This window comes from Streptomyces sp. NPDC002054, from assembly GCF_040296685.1.
Classification (GTDB): Bacteria; Actinomycetota; Actinomycetes; order Streptomycetales; family Streptomycetaceae; genus Streptomyces.
Map to the genome: position 1 here is coordinate 1 of NZ_JBEOXT010000043.1, position 21,670 is coordinate 21,670.

Annotated in this window: 17 protein-coding genes and 1 riboswitch; of the genes, 11 read left to right on the forward strand and 6 right to left on the reverse strand. The window is 70.7% G+C overall.

All coding sequences use genetic code 11. From position 1 onward, the window contains the following. Positions 1-274: 274 nt before the first annotated feature. From ABT123_RS31370 to ABT123_RS31380, 3 genes are read left to right on the forward strand one after another with little or no spacing between them, the layout of a single operon-like run. Complete coding sequence (locus ABT123_RS31370; protein ID WP_351320848.1) at positions 275-1,246, forward strand: serine/threonine protein kinase; 972 nt, start codon at positions 275-277, stop codon at positions 1,244-1,246. A gap of 45 nt (positions 1,247-1,291) precedes the next feature. Then, complete coding sequence (locus ABT123_RS31375; protein ID WP_351320850.1) at positions 1,292-1,870, forward strand: ABC-three component system middle component 2; 579 nt, start codon at positions 1,292-1,294, stop codon at positions 1,868-1,870. A 4-nt stretch (positions 1,871-1,874) separates the two neighbouring features. After that, positions 1,875-3,884 carry a DNA recombination protein RecN gene (locus tag ABT123_RS31380; protein WP_351320852.1) on the forward strand — a complete coding sequence of 670 codons (2,010 nt, stop codon included), beginning with the start codon at positions 1,875-1,877 and terminating at the stop codon, positions 3,882-3,884. Positions 3,885-4,734: 850 nt separating this feature from the next. On the opposite strand, the gene ABT123_RS31385 is transcribed toward ABT123_RS31380, so the two are convergent. After that, the gene (locus ABT123_RS31385; RefSeq protein WP_351320854.1) at positions 4,735-5,700 is read right to left on the reverse strand and encodes a pirin family protein; all 966 of its coding nucleotides are present in this window, start codon (positions 5,698-5,700) and stop codon (positions 4,735-4,737) included. Positions 5,701-5,772: 72 nt separating this feature from the next. On the opposite strand from ABT123_RS31385, the gene ABT123_RS31390 reads away from it, so the two are divergent. From ABT123_RS31390 to ABT123_RS31415, 6 genes are all read left to right on the forward strand, one after another. Continuing rightward, complete coding sequence (locus ABT123_RS31390) at positions 5,773-6,123, forward strand: tetratricopeptide repeat protein (RefSeq protein WP_351320856.1); 351 nt, start codon at positions 5,773-5,775, stop codon at positions 6,121-6,123. 103 nt (positions 6,124-6,226) lie between these two features. Beyond that, positions 6,227-7,429 carry a methyltransferase gene (locus ABT123_RS31395; protein WP_351320858.1) on the forward strand — a complete coding sequence of 401 codons (1,203 nt, stop codon included), beginning with the start codon at positions 6,227-6,229 and terminating at the stop codon, positions 7,427-7,429. A 28-nt stretch (positions 7,430-7,457) separates the two neighbouring features. After that, a complete protein-coding gene (locus tag ABT123_RS31400) occupies positions 7,458-8,261 on the forward strand; it encodes a MerR family transcriptional regulator (protein WP_351320860.1) in 804 nt (267 codons plus the stop codon). Between the two features lie 108 nt (positions 8,262-8,369). Further along, positions 8,370-9,002: a DUF6230 family protein gene (locus tag ABT123_RS31405; RefSeq protein ID WP_351320862.1), complete on the forward strand. Its 633-nt coding sequence runs from the start codon at positions 8,370-8,372 to the stop codon at positions 9,000-9,002. Then, a complete protein-coding gene (locus tag ABT123_RS31410; RefSeq protein ID WP_351320864.1) occupies positions 8,993-9,421 on the forward strand; it encodes a DUF6114 domain-containing protein in 429 nt (142 codons plus the stop codon). The genes ABT123_RS31405 and ABT123_RS31410 overlap by 10 nt, the downstream gene beginning before the upstream one ends. Then, a complete protein-coding gene (locus ABT123_RS31415) occupies positions 9,418-10,080 on the forward strand; it encodes a hypothetical protein (protein WP_351320866.1) in 663 nt (220 codons plus the stop codon). The genes ABT123_RS31410 and ABT123_RS31415 overlap by 4 nt, the downstream gene beginning before the upstream one ends. A gap of 22 nt (positions 10,081-10,102) precedes the next feature. Here the strand turns inward: ABT123_RS31415 and ABT123_RS31420 are convergent, their stop codons facing one another. From ABT123_RS31420 to ABT123_RS31430, 3 genes are read right to left on the reverse strand one after another with little or no spacing between them, the layout of a single operon-like run. After that, a complete protein-coding gene (locus tag ABT123_RS31420; protein ID WP_351320868.1) occupies positions 10,103-10,879 on the reverse strand; it encodes an ABC transporter ATP-binding protein in 777 nt (258 codons plus the stop codon). Continuing rightward, positions 10,876-11,895, reverse strand: coding sequence for a FecCD family ABC transporter permease (locus ABT123_RS31425; protein WP_351320870.1), 1,020 nt, complete (start codon positions 11,893-11,895; stop codon positions 10,876-10,878). The genes ABT123_RS31420 and ABT123_RS31425 overlap by 4 nt, the downstream gene beginning before the upstream one ends. After that, positions 11,892-12,878: an ABC transporter substrate-binding protein gene (locus ABT123_RS31430; RefSeq protein ID WP_351320946.1), complete on the reverse strand. Its 987-nt coding sequence runs from the start codon at positions 12,876-12,878 to the stop codon at positions 11,892-11,894. The genes ABT123_RS31425 and ABT123_RS31430 overlap by 4 nt, the downstream gene beginning before the upstream one ends. A 50-nt stretch (positions 12,879-12,928) precedes the next feature. After that, a riboswitch (cobalamin riboswitch) is annotated at positions 12,929-13,065 on the reverse strand. Between the two features lie 117 nt (positions 13,066-13,182). Here ABT123_RS31430 and ABT123_RS31435 point away from each other — a divergent pair. Next, positions 13,183-14,589, forward strand: a complete 1,407-nt coding sequence (locus tag ABT123_RS31435; protein WP_351320872.1) for a serine hydrolase domain-containing protein — start codon at positions 13,183-13,185, stop codon at positions 14,587-14,589. Between the two features lie 42 nt (positions 14,590-14,631). Here the strand turns inward: ABT123_RS31435 and ABT123_RS31440 are convergent, their stop codons facing one another. Continuing rightward, complete coding sequence (locus tag ABT123_RS31440) at positions 14,632-15,858, reverse strand: cytochrome P450 (protein WP_351320874.1); 1,227 nt, start codon at positions 15,856-15,858, stop codon at positions 14,632-14,634. Positions 15,859-16,161: 303 nt separating this feature from the next. Between ABT123_RS31440 and ABT123_RS31445 the strand changes: the two genes are divergently transcribed. Then, a complete protein-coding gene (locus ABT123_RS31445) occupies positions 16,162-20,754 on the forward strand; it encodes a caspase family protein (protein ID WP_351320876.1) in 4,593 nt (1,530 codons plus the stop codon). Here the strand turns inward: ABT123_RS31445 and ABT123_RS31450 are convergent. Continuing rightward, the gene (locus tag ABT123_RS31450; protein WP_351320878.1) at positions 20,751-21,668 is read right to left on the reverse strand and encodes a phosphatase domain-containing protein; all 918 of its coding nucleotides are present in this window, start codon (positions 21,666-21,668) and stop codon (positions 20,751-20,753) included. The genes ABT123_RS31445 and ABT123_RS31450 overlap by 4 nt on opposite strands. Between the last annotated feature and the right edge of the window lie 2 nt (positions 21,669-21,670).

A 21,670-nucleotide genomic window follows, 5' to 3' on the forward strand; every position in this document is an offset into this window, starting at 1 on the left:
CCAGTCGAAGGCCGCTTCCGTGTACGGCGGTTACCGAACCGAGTGATCAAGTACGACGCACCGTTCGACGCCGGACGTTAAAGATCAAGCTAAGGCTTGTTCCGTAAATGACCTTCGTACGGGTGGGGTACGGCTCATCGTCCGTCGCACCACAGCGGATGGCAGCCTCTTGATCAGCTGATTCCGTGGCCACTAGGCTGCCCCCGTTACTGAGTGTCGTGCAGCGAGGACGTTCGGCACATGCCGTGCCTGGGGAAATGCGGGGTGGGCCCGATTGGATCTCTCCATATCTACGGCAGCTGGTGTGCCGCCGATCCACTTCGGGGTGCACGAGGTCCGCACCGGTAGTGCGGACGGGGCCCGTGCCGACTTCGAGGAGATGATCGCGCAGTTGGCTGGGGCAACTACGCCGAACGTCAGGATGATCGCGGCCAACCCTGGTGACTGGGGTGTGGACGCCTTCGCCGGAGACCTCGGTGGTGCGATCACGGTGTGGCAGTCGAAGTACTTCATGCCGGTTACCACGGCAAAGCACGCGCAGCAGATCCGAGACTCCTTCTCGCATGCGCGCCAGGCCGCAGCCGACCACGGATACACGATCGCGAGCTGGGTGCTCTGCATTCCTTCGAGCATGGACGGCCCGGCAGCCAAGTGGTGGGATGGCTGGCAAAAGAAGACCGAGAGGGACCACGGCGTCGTCATCCAGCTGTGGGATAAGACCGAACTGGTGCGTCGCCTCTTGAGTCCTGAGGGGGATCAGGTTCGCCGGGCCTACTACGAACCCTACGGGACTGCGCCACAGCCCCAGGAGCAGCTACGGCTGGTGCTGGACGTGGAGGACGAGAAGGCGGCCGGGCTCGACTCGGCGCTGTTCGTGCGGCAGATGACCGAGGCCGGCCACGTCGAGCTGAACTCTGCCAAGCGACAGTTCTTCAACGCCGACCTGGTGGCCCGCGAGATCGCGCATAAGGCAGTGCCCGCGGAGATGGCTGCCCTCAGCTCTGTCGATGGCACCTTGCACGGTCTGTGGGAGATGCAGTTCAACGAGTGCTCTGCCGAGGGAGCCCTGCCGGCGCTGCACGGACGTGTGTGGCGGGATGTGCGCGAGGAGCACGGCAAGCTGCCCAAGTCGTTGCGGCTGGAGCTGGTCCACAGCTGGGGTCTGGTGCATCGGCTGGTAGACAACCGGAAGGCGGGCTGGGTCAAACACTGGCGGCAGATCGCCGCTGGCCACACCGATGGCTGACCGCTGCCGTCACCTGTCCTACCGACAAATTGCGAGGGGTTCGCCGTGGAAGCACACCGTCCGGTGATGATGCCGGAGGACGAGGTAGCGTTCCGGCTCGCGCAGCTACTGCTCCTCCTGGACGCAGTCGCCGGTCACGACGCCAATGGAGCAAGCCTGGAGCGGATCGGCTACTACGACTTCCTCTCGGCGAACCCCTTCCTCGTAGTCCCTTCCGATGGCCGCGAAGGGATCCTGCTTCGTCTGGCCGGGTTTGACCCGCAGGTTCTGTCGTACGCCTCTTCCTCACAGCGCTTCACCAGCCGCCGCGAACGGATCAAGCACGACCTCGGCCTGCTGGTCGCCTACGGCTGCTGCCATGTCCACAACCGCAAGGGGGCGCTCGCCTACACCATCAGCCCCCGCGGCCGAGAGCTGGGGGCGCGCTTCACCGCCACGTACGCCACGTCGTTCAGCACCGCGGCGGCCATCGTCGTACGTCGCCTACACAAGCTCAGCGACAAAGCACTGCGGGATCAGACAGCACGGTGGTTGCGCCCGGATAGGCACAGTGGACCCGGAGCAGCGCTCCTGAGCGTCCTGGGCCCGGGACCGCAGGCACCCGATATGCCCTGGGAGGGATGAGCCGATGCAGCCTCTGCCCGGCATCCGGATCCGACGCCTGCGCCTGGCAGGCATCGACCGCAGTTACGACGTCGACTTCACGAAGGACCAGCGGGTACACAATCTGTCCGTCGTTGCTGGAGCCTTCAGCTCGGGCAAGACCGCGGTGCTGGAGTTCATCGCGTACGGGCTGGGCGCCAAGAAGCATCCGCGGCACCCGGAGGTACTGCGCAAGGTCCGCTCCTGCCTCTTGGAAGTGGAGCTTTCGGGCGAGCCATATGTGATCGAGCGCTCGGTCGGGGAGCCGTCGAAGGTCGCCTTCGTGCACCGAGGGACTCTCGACCGGCCGGCGCCGTCCCGGCCAGAGAGCAGGCCCATCGATCCGCCGGGCTCCCCAGAAAGCCTGTCAGCTCTGCTCTTGGGCCACTGCAAGCTCGAAGGCGTTCAACTGCGCGAGGCCCCGACGAACCGGGAGTCTCGAACCGACCCCTTGAGCTTCCGCGACCTCATGGTGCTGGCGTTCCTGCCTAACGAACGCGTCGCTGACAGGAACTTCCTGTTCGAGAACGAGTTCATGCGCAAGCACAAGCTGAAGCAGGTCGTCGACGTCGTCTTCGGCGTCCACGACGACCGCGCCGTCGAGCTGGGTCAGCGGATCCGTGAACTCGGGGTCCGGCTCAACCACGCGAAGGCCGAGCTTACCGCCGCCCGCGCGTTCGTCCAGGAGCAGAGCGACCCCCCGTCTCTGGCCGACGCGCTCACACCGGAGTCGTACGAACGCGAAGTCGCCGAGATCAACGAACAGCTCCGGGTGCTCGATGCGGAAGCCCAAGCGGGCACCGGGTTCGCAGGCCGCCTGCGACAGGACCACAAGCGGGCGGCGCAGAATTCCAGTCGCGCAGCTGGTGTCCTTCGGGACTGCGAGACTCAGCTCGCCCGCATGCTGCCGCTTCGGGCCCAATACGCGGACGACCTCCTCAAACTCGGGATGCTGGCCGAGGCTCGGCGGCTATTCGACCCTTTGAGCGTCACGACCTGTCCCGCCTGCCTGAATCGCCTCCCCGCGCCGCCTTCCGCGGAGGACGGGCAGTGCAGCATGTGCCGCCACGACCTGCCCCACCGCGACGAGGACCTCACCCTCGGCTCCGCTGACCTCAGCAGGACAGTGGAGGAGAGCCGCCTCGACGTCGCGGCCGAGATCCGATCCACCAAGGCTCGGTTGAAGGAGATCACCACTTACATCGAGGGACTCGATGTCTCCCTCGGCGTCCTGAAACTCCAAGCAGAGAACGCGGCCCTGGACGAGGAGCAGGCTGCTGCCGCACTGGATGAGGCGACCGCGCCCTCAGTCTCCCCGTTCCTCGCTGCCCGTGATGACCTTCACCGTCGCCGAGAAGAGGCGCTGCGGCGTCTCCAACACGCCGAGAGTTCCACCAAGCTGCACGAAGGCCTCTCGAGGCGAGCCGCCACAGTGGAACGTCACGAAGCGCAGATCACCCGCCTGCGTGAGGAGCTCGAACGGCTGGGGGATGTCGCCCAGGACCGAGACCGCGTCATCGGCCGCATCAGCGGCCGCTACGGCGAACTCCTGAGGCAGTGGCGCTACCCCAAGCTCAGCCAACCAATAATCGACACCAACCTGACCCCATTCGTACGCGGAGACTCCTACCGGGAAGCCTCATCCGGCGCACGAACACTCCTGACGCTGGCATGGCAACTCGCGGTCTTCGAAGTCGCCGTCGAAACGTCCGCTGCGCACCCCGGCTTTCTCATGATCGACAGCCCGCAGAAAAACCTCGGCCACGGCGGCACTCTGGACGCGGCCATCGCCGATGCCATCGCCATCGATGACTTCTATCGCCATCTGAACACCTGGCTGGCCGAGCACGGCGATGGAGCCCAACTGATCATCGTTGACAACAGCCCGCCCGACCTCGTCGAAGGCAACGTCGTAGTCCGCTTCAGCCGCAACGAAGACCGCCCCCCATACGGACTGATCGATGACGAGACCAGCACCGAGGAAGACGCCCTCTAGCTCCCCGCAGGGGGCTTCCATGAGCCATCAGCCGGTCCGACCCCGACCACGCCGGCGGGGCAGGTCAGAGTCGGAGGGAGCCCATAACGTGCTTCCGGGCAGCCGCCTCGCTCCTGCACACGGACTTGCCAGGGAGTCCGCCGAAGACGTCGCGCCACTGCCGCAGACCCGGCCCATGGTGGACTGACGGCAGCTGTTCCGGCCGGGCCCCGGCCACCGCTCCCCGCCCTCGCCCCGTCCTCCCGGGCCGAAGCACGCTGCAGTTGGCCGAGGCCAGCGGGATCGCGGAGGAGCGCGACGGTCCTGGAGGAGCTGGAGCGCTGACACCGCCACTGCGGCGGCCGAGTCGGTCGGCGGCCGAGTCGATGCCCGCCCGGTCCTCGGGCACACAGGCCAGGACCGACAGCGTGGCTGGCAGAGCGGCCAGGCGGGCTCCGGTGCCATCGGCCACCAGAAACAGTGCGAGTTGACCCGCGCCGACGTCGGAGGCGGTGACGACCGGAAGGTGGGAGGCGGCGATCAGCAGCATCCCACCGGCTGACACTCTGACCGCACGAGACCCCGCCGCTCGGTACAACCTGTTACACCGAGCAGCGTCAGGCTTCGAACGCCGCCGGAGAGCAGCGTGGCGGGACGCCACTCGACCTGACGAGTTGTCACCAAAGTCAGCATTGGGTCAGCATTGGTCCTGGCAAAGCTGACCCCAGCTGGTCACACATGGGAAACGTCGACCGCTCGAAGCGAGCCTTCGGGAGCTCCCACCCCTCCCTCCGCGGGAGCGATCTCCGCGGGAGTGGCGGCCTCTCCCCGGTTAGGCTCGGCTGATCCACCCTCTTCAGAAAAGCGCAGGTCAGCGTACCCGTCCGCGTGCTTTCAGCGGCCCCGGCGGGAGTGCCGGCGCAGGGATCGGAGGGCCGTCGTAGCCCTTTACTTCCCCGTAGCGGGTACCTTCCATCCAGTCCTTGCGGGCTTGTACGATCTCCTCATTGCTGCGCCCGATCCAGTTCCAGAACATCACGATCTCCTCCTCGAACGGTTCCCCGCCGAGCAGCATCAGGCCCGCGTCCGAGTCCGCCCGCAGTGGGAGTTCGGTGCGGCCACAGCCCAGGTAGAGCATGGAGCCCGGGAGGACCGGGACGCCGTCGACGTGGGCTTCGCCGGACATCGACAGGACCGCGTACTCGAAGTCCGGGTCCAGCGGGAGGCGGGTCTCGGTGCCGGCGGCGAGGGCCAGGTCGGCGCCGGTGATGGGGGTGTACGCCGTTCCGGGCGAGGTCGCCGTGTCCAGGGTGCCCAGGATGACCGTGGCGGTCAGGCCGGGCGCGGTGACCTGCGGCAGTTCGGCGTGGTGCTGGAAGTGCGGTTCGACATTTCGGTGGGCGTCCGGGAGGGCCACCCACAGCTGGGCGCCGTGCAGGAAACGGGCGTGGCGCTTGGGGCTCTCCTCGGAGTGGCTGATGCCCCGGCCGGAGGTCATCAGCCCGAGCTCGCGCGGGCGGACGGTCTGCAGGCTGCCCACGCTGTCCCGGTGCAGCACCTCGCCCTCGTGCAGCCAGCTGACGGTCTGCAGGCCGGCGTGCGGGTGCGGGGGCACCTGCATGCCGGGCTCGTCGGCGATGTCGTCGGGGCCGTAGTGGTCGACGAAGCACCAGGCGCCGACCATCCGGCGGCCGAGGTTGGGGAGAAGCCGGCGGACCTCGGTGGCTTCGCCGAGCTTGACCTGGCGGGGGCTGAGGAGTTCGCGTACGGGCTCGGCAACGACGAAGCCTCGGCCGCCGCAGGCGGAGAGAGCGGGCTGACGATCGAGATTGCTCATGGGCACAACGTAGCCCCGCGAGGGGGAACGGTTCCCCGGAATGTTCCACGCGCCGCCCGTGTTGCAGGCACCATGAACGCCCCGACGAGCTATTTCGAGCACGGAACAGCCGCCGAGCGCTGGCAGCGCGCCCAGCTCTTCTTCGGTGCCAAGGAGTACGCCACCGCCGCGCGCATCCTCGCCACGCTGGCCGGCGAGGCCCCCGAGCAGCTGGCGCCGCGGCTGCTGCTGGCCCGCGCCTACTACCACTCGGCGCAGCTGTGGCGCGCCGAGACCGAGCTGCGCGGCATCCTGGACCGCTGGCCGGTGGAGGATTACGCGCAGCTGCTGCTGGGGCGCACCCTGGAGCGGCAGGGCCGGGCCGCCGAGGCGGCGCCGTACCTGCGGCTCGCCGCGGCGATGGCCGGCGAGTTCTCCGAGTAGTTGTCCGAGTAGTTCCCCCGACTAGTTCTCCGAGTAGTTCTGCGGCGGGTCCGGCCCCGGGCATGCGGGGGCCGGGCCCCGGCTCGGTTAGCCTGGGGCCACGATGAACCGTCTGACCACGCCTTTCGGCTCCTGTGAGCTCACCCGTTTCCCCGAGGACCCGCGCGACCGGCTGCGCGCCTGGGACGCCGCCGACGAGTACCTGCTGCGCCACCTCGACTCCGGTACCGGAGACCGCGGGCCGGTGGACCTGTCCGGCGCCGGGCAGATCACCGTGCTCGGGGACCGGTGGGGTGCGCTGGTGACGGCGCTGGCCGCGTACCGGCCCGCGCAGATCACCGACTCCGCCCTGACCCACGCCGCCACCGAGGCCAATCTGGCGCGCGCCGGGGCCCCCGCCAGCAGCGTGCGGCTGCTGACCACGCAGGACGCGCCGCCCGAGCGCATCGACGTCCTGCTCGTACGGGTGCCCAAGAGCCTGGCGCTGCTGGAGGACCAGCTGTACCGGCTGGCCCCGCACCTGCACGAGGGCACGGTCGTGGTGGGCACCGGCATGGTCAAGGAGATCCACACCTCGACGCTCAAACTGTTCGAGAAGATCATTGGGCCGACCCGGACCTCGCTGGCCGAGAAGAAGGCCAGGCTGATCTTCTGCACCCCGGACGTCCGGCGCGCCTCCGCCGGCCGCGCGGCCACCGACCCGTGGCCGCTGCGCTACACGGTGGACGAGGACGGCGGGTCCGGGGCCGGGCTGACCGTGGTCAACCATGCCGGGATCTTCTGCGCGGACCGCCTGGACGTCGGCACGCGCTTCTTCCTCCAGAACATCCCCACCAACACCGCCGGGGCCCGGGTCCTGGACCTGGGCTGCGGCAACGGCCTGGTCGGTACGGCGGTCGCGGTCGCGGACCCGGACGCCGAGGTGGTCTTCACCGACGAGTCGTACCAGGCGGTGGCCTCGGCCCGGGCCACCTTCGAGGCCAATGTCCGTACGGACCGCTGGCGCGCGGAGTTCCTGGTCGGCGACGGGGTGGCGGACCTGCCGCCCGGGTCGGTGGACCTGGTGCTGAACAATCCGCCGTTCCACTCCCACCAGGCGACCACGGACGCCACCGCGCTGCGGATGTTTGCGCAGAGCCGGAAGGTGCTGCGGCCGGGCGGCGAGCTGTGGGTGGTCGCCAACCGCCACATGGGCTACCACACGCATCTGCGGCGGCTCTTCGGCAACAGCGAAGTCGTGGCGAGCGAGCCGAAGTTCGTGGTCCTGCGGGCGGTCAAGCGGGAGAACCGTCCGCGGCCCATGTGACCTGCCGGTACGTCCTACACTCGGCCGCGTGAGCAGCGAGGGAGCGGGGGGCGGCGCAGGCGGCCCAGGCACGGCAGGCGGCCCGGGCACGGCGGATGGCGCGCGCTACCGCCGGGAGGAAGTGGCCCGGGCGGCCGGGGTGAAGGTGCGCAACCTGCGCTACTACCAGGAGCGCGGGCTGCTGCCCCCGCCGCGCCGGGAGGGCCGGATCGTCTGGTACTCGGACGACCACCTGGTCCGGCTGCGGCTGATCGACGACCTGCTGGGCCGCGGCTACACGGTGCAGGGCATCGCCGAGCTGCTGGCCGCCTGGGAGCAGGGCGGTGGCATCGCCCAACTGCTGGGTCTGGAGCGGGAGATGACCCGGGACTGGGTGCAGGAGGAGCCGGTCGCGATGACCCTGGCCGAGTTGCGGGAGCTGTTCGGCCCGGCGGCGACGTCCCAGGACACGCGGCGGGCGGCGGCGCTGGAGTACGTACGGGTCGAGGGGGACACCGTCACCTTTCCGAGCCGACGGCTGCTGGAGGCGACGCTGACGCTGGTGCGGCAGGGGGTGCCGCTCTCCGAGATCCTGGATGCGGGGGAATTCGTACAGAGTCAGGCCACAGCGCTCGCGGACCGCTTCGTCGCCCTGTTCCGGCGGCATGTGATCGGTACGGAAGGGTTGGGGCGGCTTTCGGCCGCGCAGGTGGAGCACGTCACGGCGGCGGTGGCGGCGCTGCGTCCGGTCGCCGGTGAGGTGGTGACCGCGGAGTTCGCCCGGGCGATGGCCCGGCGGGTGGACGAGGAGGTCGCCTCACTGCTGCACACGGAACCCCGTACGCAACAGTAGGAGTTGGCCTGAAAGCAGCGGCCGAGCAACCTTGCCAACCACCATTGGCACTCTTACATTCAACGGCACACCCATACCGGTCAGTAACGATCATAAAGGGGATGTGTCATGGAACATGACTTAGGCGATGCCTCAGCCGGTGACCCGGGCGACGGCCGGGTGCGCTGGCGGCGCTTCGCCGTCCTGACGGTCCCGGCGATCGCCGTCACCGCCGGCCTCGGCATCGCCCTCGCGCAGGGGGCCCTCGCCGCCTCCTTCGCCGTCTCGGGCCAGCAGTTCAAGGTGTCCGCCGAGAGCCTGACGGGCGAGGGCTTCGTCCAATACGGCAGCGTGGACGTCAACGCCCGCGACGAGCTCATCCCGGTGGCGGTCACCGCCATCAGGGAAGCCAAGCTCCACAGCCTCTGCCAGTCGGTGGTCACCTCGCTCCCGGTGATCGGCGACATCTCGCTCAACCTGACCGCCGGCCAGAAGACCCCGGTCGAGGCGACGAACCTGTTCGTCGACGCCACCCAGCTGTCCGGCAACGCCACCTTCACCAACATCGAGATCGGCCGCGACGCCTCCACCCTGGACAAGGGCCCCACCGACGCCCAGGGCATGCAGGACCTGTTCGCCCAGCAGGCCGACACCGTCAGCATCACCGATCTGCAGCAGACCGCCTGGGCGACGAACGCCGGCACCTTCAAGCTCTCCGGCCTGAACCTGAAGATCAGCAAGGGCAAGAAGGAATGCTTCTGAGGTTCCGGCGGTGGCGGCGCAGCCGGCCGTTCTGGGGCGGGCTCTTCGCCGCCCTGGCCGGAGCCGAGATCTGCGTCCTGCCGCTCGCCCCGCTGAAGGTCATGCTCACCCAGGGCGTGGCGGGCATCCCGTCCGTGCTGATGGGCCTCGTGATGATCGTGCTCGGTCTCACCGTCTGGTTCGCCCCGCACTACCGCGCCCTCGCCGGGGTCCTCACCACCCTCATCGCCACCGCCGCCCTGGTCTTGTCCAACCTCGGCGGATTCCTGATCGGGACCCTGCTGGGCATCCTCGGCGGCGGCCTGATGTTCGCCTGGCAGCAGACCCCCTCCGCTGCACGCACCCCCTCCCCGGCAAGCACCCCCTCCCCCACCCCCACCGCCGTACCGCACTCCGATCCCCAAGGAGCACAGCCATGAGCCGTACCCGCACCACCTTCGCCCTCGGACTCGCCACCGCCGGCGCACTGACCCTCGGCGCCGCCGCGGCCACCGCCGCACCGTCCCCCGCACCCTTGCCGGCGGCCGGTTCCACCACCGTCACCCCGGCCGGGCACGCCTTCCAGGCCACCCTCAGCGGCAAGGCCACCCTCAAGGCCGGCGCCGTCACCGTGACCTGCACGGTCTCCGTGTCCACCGGCACCGTCCCGGCCGCACCCGGCAACCACAACCCGGCCGGCCCGGTCTCCTCGCCGATCTCCGCACCGACCTACAGCTCCTGCACGGCGAGCCTGCCGGGGGTCACCCCGACCGTCACCACCAGCGGCGCCTGGCAGGTGTCCATGCAGCACGGGTCGCCGATCACGGCCACCATGACCGTCCCGACCGGCGGCCTGGTGCTGAAGACCACCGGCCTGGCCTCCTGTACGGTCGTCACCGCGCCCACCGCCCCGGCGAACGTCCCCGGCACCTGGACCAACGGCTCCCCGTCCACCCTGACCTTCACCAACGCCTCGGTGCCGGTCAAGGTCACCGGCGGGTTCGGCTGCCCCACCAGTGCGACCTCCTCCACCTTCAACGCCGTCTACAAGGTGGCCGACACCACCGACCCGTCCCAGCAGATCACCGTCGCGCCGTAACGTTTCCTCAAACCCGGATACCTCAGGGCAGATAGACGATGCTGGGCGCGCCGGTCGTAGGATGGACGCCGATCCGGGTCCGTACGCCGTACACCTCGCCCAGCATCTCCTCGGTCAGCACCTCGGCCGGGGTCCCGGAGGCCACCACCCGCCCCTCGTGCAGGAGGCACAGCCGGTCGCAGAAGGAGGCGGCCAGGTTGAGGTCGTGCAGCACCAGCAGACCGGTGGCGGGCAGGCCGCGCACCAGCGCGAGGACCTCCAACTGGTAGCGGATGTCCAGGTGGTTGGTCGGCTCGTCGAGGGCCAGCAGACCCGGGTCCTGGACCAGGGCCCGGGCGACCAGGGCGCGCTGCCGCTCCCCGCCCGAGAGCTCGTCGAAGGTCCGCTCGGCGAATGCCGGGATGCCCACCGTGCGCAGGGCCTCCTCGGTCCGGCGTACGTCCGCGGGGCCGTCCTGCTCCCAGAAGCGCTTGTGCGGGCTGCGGCCCATGGCGACCACCTCCCGGACCGTCAGCCCGAAGGTGCCGCTCGCGTCCTGCGGGACCACGGCCACCCTGCGGGCCCGTTCCCTGACGGTGAGGGAGGCGGCGTCCCGGCCGTCGAGCAGGATCCGGCCGGCGGTGGGCCGCAGCGTGCCGTACACGCAGCGCAGCAGGGTGGTCTTGCCGCTGCCGTTGGGGCCGGCCACGCCGACGGTCTCACCGGGGCGGGCGGTCAGGTCGATCCCGTGCAGCAGGGTGTGGCCGCCGGTCTCGTAGCGCAGTCCCTCGATGCGCAGTTCGGCGGGCGCGGGCGTCATCCGAGGACCCCTTCGGCGCGCGAGGACCGCCGCAGCATCCACAGGAAGAACGGTCCGCCGACCAGCGCGGTGACCACCCCGACCGGTATCTCCTCGGGTGCGGCGGCGGTACGGGCGACCAGGTCGGCCAGCACCAGGAACACCGCCCCGCCGAGCGCGGCCACCGGCAGCAGCGCCCGGTGCCCGGCGCCCACCGCCATCCGGGCGGCGTGCGGGATCATCAGCCCGACGAAGCCGATCGCCCCGCTGTAGGCCACGAGCACGCCGACGACCAGCGAGGCCAGGACGAACACCGCGGCGCGGAACCGTCCGGTGTCCAGGCCCAGGGTCTGCGCGCCCTCCTCGCCCGCGAGCAGCAGGTCGAGGGGCCGAGCCAGGGCGAGCAGCAGCCCGGTGCCCAGCAGCAGGGCGGCGGCGGGCAGGGCCAGTTCGTCCCAGCGGGCGCCGCCGAGGCCGCCGAGCGTCCAGAACAGCACCAGGCGGACCTGGTCGGCTTTGGCGGCGAGCACCAGGACCAGGCTGGTGAGGGCGGACAGGACGTACTGGACGGCCACCCCGGCCAGGATCAGCCGTCCGGTGGTCATGCTGCCGCCGCGCCGGGCCATCGCGTACACGGCGACGAGGGCGCCCAGTGATCCGGCGAAGGCGGCGGCGGGCAGGGTCACGGTGGTTGCCAGTCCGGCGCCGACCCCGAGGACCAGGACGCAGACGGCGCCCGCCGAGGCTCCGGAGGAGGCGCCGAGCAGGAACGGGTCGGCGAGCCGGTTGCGGACCAGGGCCTGGAGGACGGTTCCGGTCACGGCCAGCCCGGCGCCGACCACCGCGCCGAGCAGCACCCGTGGCATCCGGACGTCCCAGACGATGGCGGCGAAGGCGCCGGTGCGCTGCCCGCCGAGCACGATGTCGAGGACCTGTCCGGGCGGGATGCGGACCGGGCCGAGGGCGAGCCCGGCGACGGCGGAGCCGAGCAGTGCGGCGGTGAGCACCGCGAGGACGGCCGGGGTGCGACGGGTCACGCCGCGTCGGGGTGCAGCTGGCGGGCCAGGGACTCGACGGCGTCGTCGACGCGCACCCCGAGCACGGCCGAGGACAGCGGGAGGACCACGAACCGCTTGTTCTTGACGGCCGGGACCTGGGCGAGGGCCGGGTCGTTCAGCAGGCGCTGCTTCTTGGCCTCGACGGGGGTGCCGCCGTAGTCGTAGATGAGGATGACCTCGGGCTTGCGCTCGATGACCTGTTCCCAGGACACGTCGCCGAAGGTGTCCTTGAGGTCGGCGAAGACGTTGGTGCCGCCGGCCCGGGTGATGATCTCGTTGCCGATGCCGTTTCCGCCGGAGGTGGAGGCGGCGCTCTCTCCGCCGTCGTAGGCGAAGACGGCGGGCCGGTTCTTGCCGGCCAGTTTCTGCGCCACGGCGTCGATGCGCCGCTGCTGATCCTCGATCAGCCGGGCGCCGCGCTCGGGGACTCCGAAGGTGCGGGCGACTTCGGTGATCTCGGTCTTGAGCTGGTCGAGTCCGACCGGGCCGGTGGCGCAGTACTCCACGCTGAGGCGGGTGTTGATCCCGCTCTTCTGCAGGCCTGCCCGGTCGCGGCCGGCCGCCTTGTCGAAGGCGCTGGCGTAGCCGCCGTAGACGAAGTCGGGGTTGGCGGCGAGCAGTTGCTCCTTGGAGGGGTACTCCTTCGCCAGCACCTTGATCTTGTCGTAGGCGGGCCGGTAGACGGGGAGGATCGCGTCGTCGAGGTAGGCGGTGCCGACCATGCGGTCCTGGAGGCCGAGGGCGAGCAGGATCTCGGTGGTGTGCTGGGTGAGGGTGACCGCGCGCCGGGGCGGTTCCCGATAGGTGGTATCGACCCCGCAGTTGGTGGTGGTGTACGGGAATCCGGGCGCGGCGGCCGGCTCCCCAGCGGTGTCCTCCTTGGCACCGGCGCAGCCGGCCAGCGGTATGAGGAGGGCGAGTGCGGCGAGGGCGCGCAGGGCGGCGGCGCGCGGGTGGGTCAGGACCACGGGATGCCTCTCCGGGGGATCCTCGTCCCCTGGTCGAAGTGAAGAACGAAAAGAGGCGGCGCGTCAGTGTCTGACTTCCGGATCCCGCGGGGGACCAGGTCACAGTGGCGGGACCGCACCGGGTTCGCACCGGTTTCCTGATCTGCGCCGCCTGGGGTGACGCGGGCCAGTCTGCCAGACCGCAGCTGCGGCACCGGACTGCGGGCCCGACTTGCACTGCGTTCAAGTACTGGTCTATCGTTCCACTTGAACACAGTGCAAGTGGAACGACCGACCACGCACCGACAAGGGGACCCGCATGTCCGAGCACACGTTGTCCGCGTTATCCGCGCTGGTAGAGGCCAAGGCAGAGGAGTTCGCCATTCCCGGCATCTCCGTCGGGGTATGGGCGGACGGGCAGGAGGTGTTCGCGTCCCACGGCGTGACGAGCATCGACAACCCGCTGCCGGTCGACCGCAGGACGCTCTTCCAACTGGGGTCGGTGTCGAAGACCTTCACGGCGACCGCGCTGATGCGCCTGGTCGAGAGCGGCCGGGTCGAACTGGAGGCGCCGGTGCGCCGCTACGTTCCCGAGCTGGTGCTCTCGGACCCGCAGGCCGCGGACCGGATCACCGTGCTGAACCTGCTCAACCACACCGGCGGACTGGACTGGGGGGTCATCGCCGACACCGGGGACGGGGACGACGCCCTGGCCGCCTACATCGCGCTGATGGCCGAGGCGAAGATGGCCGCCCAGCCCGGCACCCGCGCCTCCTACAGCCAGTCCGGCTACAACCTGGCCGGGCGGGTCCTGGAGAAGGTCACCGGCCAGACCTACGAACAGGCCGTCGCCGAACTGGTCCTGGAGCCCCTCGGACTCTCCGACACCCTCTTCGCTCCCGCCGACGTCATGACCCGGCGGTTCGCCGTGGGCCACGACCAGGACGAGGACGGCACCCTGTCCATCGCCCGCCCCTGGCGGGTCCCGCGCGCACACAACCCCGGCGGGGGCATCGCCTCCTCGGCGGCGGACCTGCTGCGCTGGGCCCGGTTCCACCTCGGCGACGGCCGTGCGGAGGGCGGCGAGCCCGTCCTGGACGCCGGGCTGCTGCACCGGATGAAGGAGCAGACCGTCGCCCTGCGGAGCAGTAGCCAGGGTGACGCCCTCGGTATCTGCTGGTTCCTGCGCGATGTGGACGGGGTCCGCACGGTCGGCCACGGCGGGTCGGCGATCGGCCAGTTCTCCGAGTTCCTCATGGTGCCCGAACGGAACTTCGCCGTGGTCGCGATGTCCAACGCCGGCCCGAACGGCATCCCGTGCAACCAGGCCGTCGTCCGGTGGGCGCTGCAGACCTGGCTGGGGGTGACGGACCGGGACCCGGAGCCGCTCCCGCACGACGCGGCGCGGGCCGGCGAGCTGGTCGGGACGTACGACATCGACGCGATGACCCTCGTCATCGGCACCGACGGGGCGGGCCTGACCCTCGACGTCCGGATCAAGCCGGAGATCCGCGCGGCCTCCGACACTCCCCTGCCGGCGGACCACGCACCGGCCGATGTCGGCCTGCTGCCCGGCGACAAGGACGAATACGTCGTCACCAGCGGAGGCCTGCAGGGGCAGCGCGGCTACTTCACGCGCGACGAGAGCGGCACGGTCGTGGGCATCGACCTCGCCGGCCGGCTGTTCCGACGGCTTCCGGCACCGGCAGCCACCCCCTCCCGGTGAACGGCCGCCCGGTGCCGGACTGCCGTTCACCGGGAAGGCCGTTCACCAGGTCACCGGCAGGCTGACCACCCCGTGGAAGTCCGAGTCGGTACGCAGCGGAACCTCCTCGGCCGGGATGGCCAGGCGCAGGCCGGGGAACCGCTTGAACAGCTCGACGAGGGCGACCCGGACCTCGACCCGGGCCAGGTGCTGGCCGAGGCACTGGTGGATGCCGTGACCGAACGTCAGCTGCCCGGCGGCCTGCCGGCGTACGTCGAGGACGTCGGGATTCGGGTACTTCTCCGGGTCCCGGTTGGCGGCCTGGACGGCGAGGGTGATCGTGTCCCCGGCCTTCACCGTCCGGCCGGCCAGCTCGACGTCCTCCAGGGCGGTCCGCATCCCGGTGTCGGTGATGGTCAGGTAGCGCAGCAGCTCCTCGACCGCCTGGTCGGCACGCTCCGGCTCGGCCTGCAGCGCGGCCAGCTGATCGGGGTGGGTCAGCAGGGCGTAGACACTCAGCCCGATCATGTTGGCGGTGGTGTCGAAGCCCGCACCGAGCAGCAGTGCACCGATGTTGGTGAGTTCCTCGTCGGTGAGGTCGCTGTCGGTCAGTTCGCTCAGCACGTCGTCGGTGGGCTTGGCACGCTTGGCCAGGACCAGCTCGCCCAGGAACTTCTGAAGCTCGCCGTAGGCGGCGAACTGCGCCTCCGGACCCTGGCTGTTGTCATTGGTGGCGATCGCCTGGCGTTCGAAGAACTCCCGGTCCTCGTACGGGACTCCGAGCAGCTCGCACATCATCTGCGCCGGGATGGGCAGTGCGAACTCCTGGAACAGGTCGACCGTCGGCCCCTGTCGCTCCATGGCGTCCAGGCGCTCGGCGGTCACCTGCTCCACGCGCTCGGTGAGCAGACGCATCCGGCGGGTGGTGAACTTGCCCGCCAGCAGCCGCCGGTAGCGGGTGTGCTCGGGAGCGTCCATCCGCAGGAACATGCCGGGCTCGGCCGGAGGGGCGGTGTACTCGGCAGCCGGCCCCGGGACCGGCCAGTGCACCAGCTCCGGACGCGTGCTGAACCGGTTGTCGGCCAGCACCTCGCGCACCAGGCTGTGGCTGGTCGCCAGCCATCCGACGTGCCCGTCGGGATAGACCATGGAGCGCAGCGGCTCCTCCTCGCGCAGCTGCGCGAACTCGGCAGGCGGATCGAACGGACAGCCGGCCGGACGCTCTGTGGGCAGGGCCGCGAGCGGCGGCAGGGGCTCCGAAGTGCCCGTCGTTCCAGTCGGGTTGACCATGTCAGCTCCTCGTCATAGGCGCGTGAAATCCGTTTGCCCATGATCGTTAACGCAAAGTGCCACCAGGCTGCGCGCGAGCAAATGTTGACGAGTCTCTAACGCTTCGGCCATGCGCCAAAACGCCAATATTGCCGCTATCGACCGAAAATCGACGCGACAGATCCAAGCGGAATATATCTTTCCGATCTTTGCAGGAGCTATATTCAGCCTTTGCTTGACCGAAATTCGACGCCTCTCCTCCGAATGGACGAGTGTGCTCCGACCGGGCGGCCCTAGGCTGGCCCCCTCAACCGGGGGAGGCCCATGAGCACAGCCTGCGGAGTGAGGCGCTTCCTCATCGCGGCGGGCACCCGCCACTACCGCGGCCTGCCGGAACTGCCCCTGGCGCACAGCGATGTCGAGGCGGTGGTCGCGCTCTTCGCGGCGGCGGGGTACGAGCGCGCGCTGGCCGCGGTCTCCGCTGATCCGCGGGCCGGGGAGTTCGAGGACGCCCTGGCCGACTGGTGCGCCTCGGCGGACCTGGCCGCGGAGGACGTCCTCGTCGTCTACTACGCGGGCCACGGCGTCCGGTCCGCCTCCGGCCCGTACCGGCTGGCCTGCACGGACAGCGAAGACCACCGGCCCCGGTCCTGGCTGTCCCTCTCCTCGGTGGCCGAGATCATCGCCCAGTCCCCCGTACGCAACGTCCTGCTCGTCGTGGACTCCTGCCATGCGGCGGCGGCCGGAGCCGAGATCGCCGGCATGACCGAGGCCATCGTGGCCACCCGGTCCCGGGCGGACGAGTCCGGAGCCGGCACCTGGCTGCTCGCCTCCGCCCGGCACCGCGAACAGGCCGACGACGGCGCCTTCGTCGGCCGGCTCGCCGCCGCGTGGCAGGAGGGCGACGGCCCCTCGCAGCGCTACCTCTCCCCCGCCACCCTGGCCGAACGCATCAATCGGGCCTTCGTCACCGCCGGGCTCCCCCAGCGCGCCGGCTGCTCCTCCCTGGACCAGGCCCGGCGCCCGCCGTTCTTCCCCAACCCGGCCTTCGACCGGAACGCCGAGGTCACCGCCGGGGGCCGGCCCGGCGGGCCCGGCGCGGACGACGGCGACCGCGCCTCGCACTTCGACCCCCGGGGCCGCGGGGTGGAGCATGTACACGACCCCGGTTCGTACTTCACCGGCCGGAAACACGCCCTGGCGGCGGTACGGGCCCACCTGGCGGGCGAGGGCGGCCGGGCCCCGCTCGTGGTGACCGCCGACCCCGGCTCGGGCAAGTCGGCGGTGCTGGGGCGGCTGGTGCTGGAGGGCCATGCGGACACCTCGGTCAACGCCCGCCACCAGACCCTCGAAGCCCTGGTGGGACGGCTCGCCGCGGCAGCCGATGTGCGGGCCGGCAGCGCGGATGCCCTGCTGACCGCCCTGGCCGGCCGGGAACGGCCCTTCCGTATCGTCATCGACTCCCTCGACGAGGCCGGCCCGGGCGGCGACAAGGCGGAGGCCCGCCGGATCGCATGGGAACTGCTGCGACCGCTGGGCGCCGTGGACTGCGTCCGCCTGGTGATCGGATCGCGGCGCGAGATGCTGCCGCACATCGGCGACCGGATCCCCGCCGTCGACCTCGACCAGAGCTCCTTCGCCGAGGACACCAGCACCGCCGAGTACGTGGCGAAGGTCCTGGCCGACCCGGCCGGCCCGTACGGGCGCACCCCCGGCACCGCCCGCCGGATCGCGGAGGAGGTGGCCCGACGGTCCGGCCGCTGCTTCCTGGTCGCCCGGATGACGGCGACCGCCCTGCTGCGCGGCCCGCTGGTGGACACCACCGTGCCGGGCTGGGCGGAACAGCTGCCCTCCGATGTGGGCGGCGCTTTCGAGGCGTACCTGCAACGGCTGCCGCGGGAACGGCACACGGCGGCCATGGCCCTGCTGAGCGCGGCGGCCTTCGGGGAGGGGAACGGGCTGCCGCGCCGGATCTGGGTGCGGGTGGCGGCCGAGCTCTCCGGGATCCCGCTCGCGGAGACGGACATCGACCTGCTGCTGGAGGGGGACGGCTCGTACCTCTCACACGCCGAGGTGGACCGTACGAAGTACTTCCGGCTGTACCACCAGGAGCTGACGGACCACATCAGGGACCGGACCCTCGCCTACCGGGACCTGCGCGACGTGCACGAATGCTTCGTCCGGACGCTGCTGTCCATGGTCCCAGGCCGGGAGGCAGGCCGGGACTGGGCGCGGGCACCGGAGTACGTCCGCGCCCACCTGGCCACCCACGCGGCAGCGGTGGGCCTGCTGGACGACCTGATCGAGGACGCGGCCTTCGTCCTGGCGGCCGACCCGTCCTCCCTCCTCCCGGCGGTCCGCCACGCCTCCCGCCGGCCGCTGCTGTCGATGGCGGTGGAGCGGGCGGCTTATCTGTTCGGCGACGCGGAGCCGGGCACGGACCGGGCTTCGCTGCTGGCGTTCGTGGCGCGGACCTACGGGGAGTACGCACTGGCCGAGGCGGCGGAGGAGATGGCGACCTCGGTGGTGCGGATGCGGGTGCAGCGGCGGCAGCTGACACCACACCGGGTGGTGGGCCGGCACGCGGGTGATGCGTATGCGACCCGGTCCATCCGGATGGGCTGGCGGATCGAGGACACCGTCCTGGCGGGCGGCGACCGGGTGGTGTTGGCCCTTCCCCCGCAGGCGAGCCAGGTCCACCTCTGGATGATCGACTCTCCTTCGCTGTCTGGGGTGCTTCCCCATCCCGAGCGGGTCACCGGCCTCGCCCTGGTGACCGGCGATGCACAGGCCGACAGCGCGGTCACCCTGGACCAGGCCGGCACCCTCCGGGTGTGGGACCTGCACGATCAGGCTGCCGTCAGGAGGATCCCGGACACGCCGTACGTCAAGCTGCTCGACGCCGCAGCGCTCGGCGACGGCACTCCGGTGGCCGTGTGCCACGACGGTGCCGAGGGCGTGGCCCTCGTCGATCTGGCCACGGGCCGTCCGGCTGCCGGCTATCCCGGGCACACGGCCTATTTCTGCCACGACCGGGAGGGTGCGGCCCGGTTGCTCGTTTGCGACCGGTCCGGCGGAACGGTCACCCTGCACCCGATCGAGGGCGGCGGAGCAAACAGGACACTGCTGACGGGGCGGCACGAGCCCGTCCTGATCCGCCGGATCCGGCGCGCGGACGGCGGTATGGCCGTGGCGCTGCTGAGCGGAGCAGAACCCCGTCGGCTGACCCTGCTCGACATGTGGTCCGGAGACCTGACCGAAGCCGAGCTCCTGCACCGGGACCCGGACCTGAACGGCGGATTCGCCCGCGGTTCCGCCGCCACTCCGGTGCTGGTCATGCAGCAGGGCGGGCGACTGGTGACGCTGTCCCTCGGAGCGGAGGCCGTCACGTCGGCTGAAAGAGTGTTCCCCGCAAGCTTCCTGGCCCCCTTCCTGTACCGGGGACGGAGCCACACGGCCGTGGCCTCCTTCCGCCGGCTGGACGTGGTGGACTGCGTCACCGGAAAGACCGTGGGACCACCGCTGAAGGGCCACGAGGGCGCGGTGGGCGTGGTGCACGTGATCGAGGCGGCCGGCAGCGGCGATCCCGAGATCCTCGCTGTGGGGAACGACGGTACGGCCCGCCTGTGGCGCTGGCCGGACCTGCTGGGCACCGAACAGACCACGGACGGAGCGGAGGAACGGCCCGCGTTCTCCGAACCCGATGGGCTGGTCGCCGGGCCGGATGCCCGGGGTCCGCTGCTTGCCCTTGCCTCCAACGGAGTCACGGTCGTCGACATCGGAGCGCTGGACCGGCCCGGCGATGACACCACATCCCGGCCCCCCATCGGCCCTGGTCTGGCCGGACCGACGTCCCACACGGCCGAACCCGACGGTGGCTGCCACCTCTTGGGCTGGGAGTACCCCGCATTCGACCCGGCGCCGCCGAGCGAACCCCGCATGTCCTTGATGCTTTTGGGCCAAGCCGTGTGGGTCCGGGTGGATGGGGGGAGCGGTACCACAGACCGGACCCTGCTGGCCGGACTCGAAGGCCAGCTGCTCGGCATGCACGGCCACCTCCTGCCTCCGACCCAGGCGACCCCCGGAACCTGCGTCGTGGGATTCGACTCCCGGCACGGCCGGATCGGGCTGTACCGCTCTCCCCGGGACAACCCGGCCTGGGCACCGGTCCCCTGCCAGGTGACCGCGGACCCGAACGCCGTATGCACCACGGCGTTCACCCTCCCTTCGGGGAACCGGGTGCTGATGACCTGCTCCCGCGCGGCCCGGACCATCGGGCTCTGGGACTGCGAGACGGGCCGTCCGGTGCGGGATGCCGTTCAGCCGCTCCCCTTCGGCCCGCAGCGACTCGTACCGCACCACAGCCGGCACGGCACCCGCTGGGTCGCCTGCCAGGCGCCGGCCGGACGGGTCTCGGTCTACGAGCCGTTGACGGGTGCAGTCTTCACCGTACGGACGGCCCGCACCGGGAAGGACGCCTCGGTCCGCGAGAGCCACCTACCCACCCAAAGGGTGGACTTCGACCTCCGGTGGGCCGAGACAGCCGACGGGACCGCCGTACTGCTCAGCCTGGACCTGGACTTGGTCACGGACAAGAGCGCCGTGCCCGTCACCGTGTGGAACTCCACCGCACCCCACACCACCCGCCAACTGCCCGTGCCGGCCACCCGCATCCTGTGGACCGGCGCCGCCCCCAGCGGCGAGGTGCTCGTCGCCGTCAGCGATCCGAAGGGCATCACCCTCTGCCATCTCCCCAGCGGCGAAAAGGTCTGGTCCACCCCCGTCCCCGCGTTCGTCAGCTGCCTCGCCGCGGTTCCCGGCAGCCCGAGCCTGGACCTGGCCGTCGGCACCCAGCAGGGCGTCGTCCTCATCCGTCCCCAGATCGACCCCGGCTGGCGCAGGCGGCTCGGCCTCTAGAAGTTCCCGTAGTTGACCTGCCAGGTCGGCAGGCCCATCCGGCGCCAGATCGCGACCACCCGGTCGCGGTCGTCCAGCGAGACCCGGACCGCGTAGCGGTGCCGGACATGGGCGTCGAAGAGCTCCGCCTTGACGATGTCGTCGCTGCGGCCGTCGCTGGAGGCCCTCATCCACAGCTCGTCGTACGGCACTTCGTGCGCCGCCAGCCACGCCTCGGTGATCTCCCGGTGGTCCTCGCTGCGCCCGGACAGCAGCACGATCGTGTCGTTCTCGGCGCTACGGAAGGCGCGCAGGGCCTGCCGCACCGAGACGTTGAGCAGATCGCGGTCGCAGCGGGTGAAGTCGTACGGCCCGCGGTCCCCGCGCAGCGCAAGGGTGCCGTCGATGTCGCACATCACCGCGGAGGGCAGCGCCGGGTCGGGGACGTACGGGGTGGCCGCGGGCTGGGCGCCCAGCCATTCGGCGGTCAGCCGCCAACCGCCCTTGGTGGCCTTGGCGTGCTTCTCGGCGAGGATGCGGATGATGTCCTCGCCGACCGAACGCTCCCGCGCGGCGTCCCGGCGTACGCACTCCTCGACCGGCACGCCGGTGAAGTCGTGGACGACGAAACCGGCGTCGAGGCCGGTGACCGCGGCCTTGAGGCGCTTCGGGATGTGCGGGGTCAGGTGGGTGTTGTCGACGACCACGTCGAAGCCGCCCTCGACGGCCGACCGGACCGCCGCGTCCTGGATGTCGAGGACGGTCCGCTCGTGGGCGTGCGAGCGCCCGCGCTCGGGGGCCGGGATGTCGAGCATGGTGCGCAGGTCGTCGAGGTTGACGCGGCGCATCCGGCCTTCGGACTCCGCCTGGAGCCGGCGGGCGGCCGTGGTCTTCCCCGAGGCGGGAAGTCCCGTCATGACATGTACTACGGGCACGG

Coding starts and splice junctions, on each gene's coding strand:
- ABT123_RS31380 (WP_351320852.1), top strand. CDS start 1,875: ATGCAGCCTCTGCCCGGCATCCGGATCCGACGCCTGCGCCTGGCAGGC.
- ABT123_RS31385 (WP_351320854.1), bottom strand. CDS start 5,700: ATGAGCAATCTCGATCGTCAGCCCGCTCTCTCCGCCTGCGGCGGCCGA.
- ABT123_RS31390 (WP_351320856.1), top strand. CDS start 5,773: ATGAACGCCCCGACGAGCTATTTCGAGCACGGAACAGCCGCCGAGCGC.
- ABT123_RS31395 (WP_351320858.1), top strand. CDS start 6,227: ATGAACCGTCTGACCACGCCTTTCGGCTCCTGTGAGCTCACCCGTTTC.
- ABT123_RS31405 (WP_351320862.1), top strand. CDS start 8,370: ATGGAACATGACTTAGGCGATGCCTCAGCCGGTGACCCGGGCGACGGC.
- ABT123_RS31410 (WP_351320864.1), top strand. CDS start 8,993: ATGCTTCTGAGGTTCCGGCGGTGGCGGCGCAGCCGGCCGTTCTGGGGC.
- ABT123_RS31415 (WP_351320866.1), top strand. CDS start 9,418: ATGAGCCGTACCCGCACCACCTTCGCCCTCGGACTCGCCACCGCCGGC.
- ABT123_RS31420 (WP_351320868.1), bottom strand. CDS start 10,879: ATGACGCCCGCGCCCGCCGAACTGCGCATCGAGGGACTGCGCTACGAG.
- ABT123_RS31435 (WP_351320872.1), top strand. CDS start 13,183: ATGTCCGAGCACACGTTGTCCGCGTTATCCGCGCTGGTAGAGGCCAAG.
- ABT123_RS31440 (WP_351320874.1), bottom strand. CDS start 15,858: ATGGTCAACCCGACTGGAACGACGGGCACTTCGGAGCCCCTGCCGCCG.
- ABT123_RS31445 (WP_351320876.1), top strand. CDS start 16,162: ATGAGCACAGCCTGCGGAGTGAGGCGCTTCCTCATCGCGGCGGGCACC.